This window comes from Methylophaga sp. UBA1464, assembly GCF_002325665.1.
In the GTDB taxonomy this organism is placed as follows: Bacteria; Pseudomonadota; Gammaproteobacteria; order Nitrosococcales; family Methylophagaceae; genus Methylophaga.
In genome coordinates this window covers 1-4,132 of sequence record NZ_DCSO01000099.1, presented here as the reverse complement: position 1 = coordinate 4,132, position 4,132 = coordinate 1, and the positions used below count along the sequence as shown (strand labels likewise).

The window sequence follows — 4,132 nt, the reverse complement described above, 5'->3', positions numbered from 1 at the left end:
GTAATATCGATTAAGCGTCGTGCCAGACTGACAGCGGGATCATGGGTTAATCCGCCAAACATCACATGCGACATTTTATCGAGTTGATCTTTAGCAGCCGCATTTAATCGTGGATGACCATAACCGTGAATGGCGGACCACCAGGAAGACATGCCATCAATAATTTGCCGGCCATCCGCCAGCGTTAAATAAACGCCTTTTGCTGAAACCACCTCGTGCAATAATGGTGGGTTTTGCACACTGCTGTATGGGTGCCAGAGGTGTTTCGCGTCAAATTCGAGATTATTAAGTTCAGTCATGGAGGAGATTCAATCACAGCTTAAGCGCCGGGTAAAACAAAACTGCCCGTTAAAAACTTAACGGGCAGTTTGAGGTACGAATTTAGTGAACAGTTTATTTGGTCACGCTAAAGCTCTCACCACAACCACATTCAGAAGTGACATTCGGATTTCTGAATTTAAAGCTTTGGTTCAGGCCTTCCTTAACGAAATCCAGAATCATGCCTTCCAGTAAAGGCAAGCTGTCTTTATCGACAACTACTTTGACATCGTCCTGCTCGATTATCATATCGTTAGCCGCAACCGCATCGGCATAATCAAGCGCGTAGCTGTAACCCGAGCAACCACTTTTAACCACACCGATACGCAAGCCGATTCCACTATTACGTTTGGCGACCATATCACGTACGCGTTTTACTGCTGATTGTGTCAATGTAATTGTTGTCATTTCATTACCTGTTCATCAAATGGTTAAAACGACTGGCTTCTTTCTCAATTACGACAGCCAGCTGTTCGATTTGTTCTTTAGTATTTTCCAGTGCAACACTGACTCGGACAGCCCCCAGGGCCGTCATATCATCTACTCCCATTGCCTTAAGCACATGACTTGGTATCTGCCGGCCGGTACCGCAGGCCGAACCACTGGAAACCGAAAAACCTTTTCGATCCAGTGACATCAGCAAAGTGTCTGAATCGAAGCCTTGCAACGAAAAAAACACTGTATTGGGCAAACGTTCTGTCGATTGGGCAAAAATGGTAACGCCCGGGATCACTCTTAATCGTATTTCCAGTAAATCTCTTAATTCACGGCAATGCTGTTGATAATGGGTTAATTGCTGTTTGGCTTTTTCAGCCGCTGCTCCAAAGCCCACGATTGCAGCAACATTTTCGGTACCACTGCGTTTTTCATGCTCCTGACCGCCGCCTAACACATATGCAGGCCAGTCGAGTTTTTTATCGACAATCAAGGCGCCGATACCTTTTGGACCGCCGAATTTATGCGCCGACAAACTCATCATCTGAATACCGGCAGCCTGAAAATCAATATCCAGTTTGCCAGCCGCCTGGACAGCATCGCAGTGAAACACGATATCGCGGGCTTTGGTCATCTCGGTTAACTGTGCAATATTCTGCACCACACCCGTTTCATTATTAGCCCACATAACGGAGACCATGCGGGTATCACCGGTTAACAGGGTTTCGAATATCTCGATATTGATTAATCCATCAGCATTCACCGGAAGGAACAACACTTCAAAGCCCTGTTGCTGCAAGCGTTTTGCCGGCTCTAAAACAGCGGGATGTTCAGTGCTGCCGATTAAAACGCGCCCGCTATCGAACAGCTGGGAAACACCACTAATGGCCTGGTTATTGGATTCAGTGCCGCCGCTGGTAAAAATGATTTGATCAATTTCCACATTTACCAAATCAGCAACTTGCTGACGAGCATGGTCAATCGCCGCATGGGTATACCGACCAAACCGATGGCTGCTTGAGGGATTACCCTGTTGCTGTTTAAGGTACGGCAGCATGGTATCCAGTACACCTTCAGCCAGGCCGGTTCCAGCATTATGGTCGAGATAAGCAAAAGACATGAGACTCAGTCTGTTATTTCAGAGTGCATCAAACTTGATGACTTTTTCACCGCTATTTCGGCTGTTCAGGCTACGCTCGTAATCACTTACGACATGATGCAATGTAATGCCAGCAAGATAAACACGGATCTGATCACTCAGGCTCTGCCACAGTTCATGGCTGAGACATTGCTCTTCGGCATGACAGTTATGTTTTCCCTGACATTGCGTACTATCCACTTTTTCATCAACCGCTGAAATCACATCCAATACTGTAATTTCTGTCGCCGCACGACTCAATTTATAGCCACCGCCCGGTCCACGTGAACTGCTCACCAAACCTTGCTTGCGTAATCTGGCAAACAATTGTTCCAAATAAGAAAGTGAGATGCCCTGCCGCTCGGAAATATCTGCTAGCGTGATCGCGCCAACACCGTAATTAAGACTTAAATCGAGCATCGCTGTCACAGCATAGCGACCCTTAGTCGTTAAGCGCATATTGATTTCCTATCACAAACTATTTGGATAGTTTTTCATGTCCGACTATTTTAGTCAACTTTAGCAGAATCAGACTCTTTATCCAGTTCGCAGCCATCTAATTCCGGCATGGAAACTTCTGGTATTTCACCGCCAAGACGGTGAATTGTCTGGCACATGGCATCCATGCGTTTTTCCATTAAATGAATGTGCTCAATCAAACCATGAATCGCTGAGGCAACAGGATCAGGCGTTTGTGTGGAAGTGCCGTAAGCATCAAATCCAACAGACTGTGCCAGCTTTTCCTGGGCTTTCTTATCCGGATTTTTCTGGCTTCGCACCACTCGGCCGGGAATACCAACAACAGTTTCGTTGGCCGCAACATCCTTGACCACAACCGCATTTGAACCAATCCGGGCACCTTCATGGACAGTAATCGGACCAAGCACCTTTGCGCCGGCACCCACCACCACATTATTGGTCAGGGTTGGATGACGTTTACCGCCTTTCCATGAAGTACCGCCCAGCGTGACCCCGTGATAAAGAGTGCAATCATCACCAATTTCAGCGGTTTCACCAATCACCACACCCATACCATGATCGATAAAAAACCGTCGGCCAATTTTAGCCCCCGGATGAATTTCAATCCCGGTCAGCCAGCGACCAATAGTCGACATAAACCGAGCCAGCCACATCCAGCCCTTTTTCCATAACCAGTGGCTGAAGCGATGCAGGGTTAATGCGTGTACACCAGGATAGGTAGTAACGATTTCAAATACATTGCGCGCGGCGGGATCTCTGTCAAATACACAGTAGATATCTTCCTTAAAACGCTGCCAGCGGGTCACATGTAATTGATCGTTCATTTTGAACTCCTCGCTTTGGTCTCTGCTGCACGCAAAATGCCATGCAAAATCTGAACTTCGTTTCGGTCAAGATCTGCCCGGTTAAATAATCGGCGAATCCGCCGCATTAAATAGCGTGGATTACTCGGATCTAAAAAGCCTATTGTGGTCAGGCTTCGCTCAAAATGGTCATATAAATGCACCAGATCTTCAGCATTAATCGCTTCCCGTTCCTCACCAATGCGACCACGTTCAATCGTCGGGGTGAAGCTCATGCGTAATTCATAAGCCATCACCTGGACAGCGGCCGCCAGATTCAATGAGCTATATTCCGGATTCGCCGGAATATTCACCAGTGTATGGCATAGATCCAGTTCATCATTTGATAAACCCGAATGCTCGCGACCAAATACAATAGCAATATGGGTGTCATCATCATATTTTTCAAGCGAGGTAACCGCTTCCCGCGGATTCATTAATGGTACGGCCAGATGTCTTAGCCGGGCGCTCATGCCAAACACATGCTGGCAGCCAGTTATAGCTGACTCCAGGCTGTCGTGAACGACGGCTCTGGCAAGCACGTCATCCGCTCCGGATGCCCGCGTAGTGGCTTCAGCACTGGGATAGATTTTCGGTGAGACCAGATGCAGATTGGTTAAGCCCATGGTCTTCATTGCCCGGGCCGAGGCACCAATATTGCCTGGATGTGTGGTGCCTACTAATACAAAGCGAATCTGATCTAAAAGCTTCATGCAGTTTTCCTGGTGATAAACATCGCGTCACCGTAACTGAAAAAACGGTAACGTTGCTCAATGGCGTGATGGTAGGCTGACATTATATGCTCGCGTCCGGCAAAGGCTGAGACCAGCATCAATAAAGTCGATTCGGAAAGATGGAAATTGGTGACCATCGCATCGACCGAACGAAATTGATAGCCTGGGTAAATAAAGATATCAGT

Annotated in this window: 7 protein-coding genes; all 7 read right to left on the bottom strand. The window is 47.3% G+C overall.

Annotated elements, in window-relative coordinates:
* Positions 1-299, bottom strand: a 299-nt coding sequence (locus B3O33_RS13625; RefSeq protein ID WP_292363825.1) for an aminotransferase class III-fold pyridoxal phosphate-dependent enzyme, incomplete at its 3' end; no start/stop codon positions are given.
* A 94-nt stretch (positions 300-393) separates the two neighbouring features.
* Complete coding sequence (locus tag B3O33_RS13620; RefSeq protein WP_292360050.1) at positions 394-726, bottom strand: HesB/IscA family protein; 333 nt, start codon at positions 724-726, stop codon at positions 394-396.
* A 4-nt stretch (positions 727-730) separates the two neighbouring features.
* On the bottom strand, positions 731-1,873 hold the full coding sequence (locus B3O33_RS13615; protein WP_292360052.1) for a cysteine desulfurase family protein: 1,143 nt from the start codon (positions 1,871-1,873) through the stop codon (positions 731-733).
* Positions 1,874-1,891: 18 nt separating this feature from the next.
* Complete coding sequence (locus tag B3O33_RS13610) at positions 1,892-2,350, bottom strand: Rrf2 family transcriptional regulator (RefSeq protein ID WP_292360053.1); 459 nt, start codon at positions 2,348-2,350, stop codon at positions 1,892-1,894.
* Positions 2,351-2,400: 50 nt separating this feature from the next.
* The gene (cysE, locus tag B3O33_RS13605) at positions 2,401-3,195 is read right to left on the bottom strand and encodes a serine O-acetyltransferase (RefSeq protein ID WP_292360055.1); all 795 of its coding nucleotides are present in this window, start codon (positions 3,193-3,195) and stop codon (positions 2,401-2,403) included.
* Positions 3,192-3,926 (bottom strand): RNA methyltransferase, encoded by a 735-nt coding sequence (locus B3O33_RS13600; protein WP_292360057.1) that lies wholly within the window; start codon positions 3,924-3,926, stop codon positions 3,192-3,194. Before B3O33_RS13600 ends, cysE begins: the two co-directional genes overlap by 4 nt.
* A partial coding sequence (locus B3O33_RS13595; RefSeq protein ID WP_292363824.1) for an S-adenosylmethionine:tRNA ribosyltransferase-isomerase occupies positions 3,923-4,132 on the bottom strand: 210 nt, incomplete at its 5' end. The genes B3O33_RS13595 and B3O33_RS13600, both read right to left, overlap by 4 nt.